General features: G+C 34.9%; 1 protein-coding gene. It reads right to left on the minus strand.

The features are described 5' to 3' along the window. Positions 1–470: 470 nt before the first annotated feature. Positions 471–1082: a recombinase family protein gene (locus tag FTV29_RS14970; RefSeq protein ID WP_148334749.1), complete on the minus strand. Its 612-nt coding sequence runs from the start codon at positions 1080–1082 to the stop codon at positions 471–473. Between the last annotated feature and the right edge of the window lie 208 nt (positions 1083–1290).

Consider the following 1290-nt stretch of genomic DNA (forward strand, 5'->3'; position numbering starts at 1 on the left):
CAGTTAAAAACAGGACATTTTAAATGGTTTATCGCATAGACATTTTAATTGGTGAATAACATCCTAGCATATTAATCTTTTGTCTTATAGCTTTGTATTTTACCAATAGGTAGAATATATTCACAACCTACATCGGAAAAGTAGGTAGTTAAGAAAAAAGTTGCAGAGATTTATAAGCCTTATAGTAACGGGAGAGACTATAGGGCTTTTTATTTATCTTAATATTCATATATCTATGATAAAGTCATGATGCTCGACGATATAAAAGACCGGCTTGAAAATAGGCCGGTCTTTTAATTTAATACTTGCCCTTTTTTATGATCATTATTGATCTTAACAACTAGAGCTAAAATAAAAACCAGGAAAATCAAATGCTTTCTCATTATTAATACCTTCTTCTAATCTTTAAGAATGCCTTTTCCCACTACAAATAGATATGACATAAGGGTAGCACTGATACAAGCCATTTTTTAAATGGCCTTAGCAACTCGATAAACAGTTGCAACTCCACAATTCACTGCTTTGGCAATTTCTTCCTTAGTCATATTGCCAGCTGCTAGCAATTCTTTTATTCGTTTGTGCTTAGCCTCATTGGCTTTCTTACCTGTTGGCTTGTAACCCGAACGCGCTAAGCCCTGCTTAATACGTTCTATACGTTTCTCATTGTCCAGGCGGGCCATTGTTGCCAGGAGATCAATCAACATATTGTTGATGAGTTCCAAGATTGAATGAGTAATGCTGTCACTGGTTTGAATCATTTGGTAGGTAGTAGGAAGATCTGCCACAATTAATCGAAGTCCCTTCTCCTGAATCCTGCGCTTCAGCTCTTGAAAATCCTGTTGGGTTAGGCGTGATAATCGGTCAATACTTTCAACCAACAAGGTGTCACCTTGATTTGCTTCTGACAGTAGCTTATTCAATTCAGGTCGGTCTAACTTCGTACCACTATAGTTTTCCACGTACACAATAGTTTCTCCAAAATTCAAGTTTTGGTTTAGATCCTGAAGAATCTGCAAAGCCCTTTCTGCATCTTGATCTTTAGTTGAAGCTCGTAGATAAATACGTGTATTCATTTCTATCATTTAATCTTAATTCTATTAGATTAATGATAACACTATCATTTAATTATTACATTAAGTCTAATAATAGATATTGTATGCGATTTGGCTCGCTATCATTCAGCTATAGTCTTTTGATAAAAAAAGCATGACTAAAAGCCATGCCTTGGGTGTTATTCACCAATTAAAATGTCTATGTGATAAACCATTTAAAATGTCCTGTTTTTAACCA

It is taken from the genome of Acinetobacter sp. YH12254 (assembly GCF_013417415.1).
Classification (GTDB): Bacteria; Pseudomonadota; Gammaproteobacteria; order Pseudomonadales; family Moraxellaceae; genus Acinetobacter; species Acinetobacter pseudolwoffii.

Bases quoted from the DNA above. Each gene is read 5' to 3' on its own strand.
- FTV29_RS14970 (WP_148334749.1), bottom strand. From the start codon at position 1,082: ATGATAGAAATGAATACACGTATTTATCTACGAGCTTCAACTAAAGAT.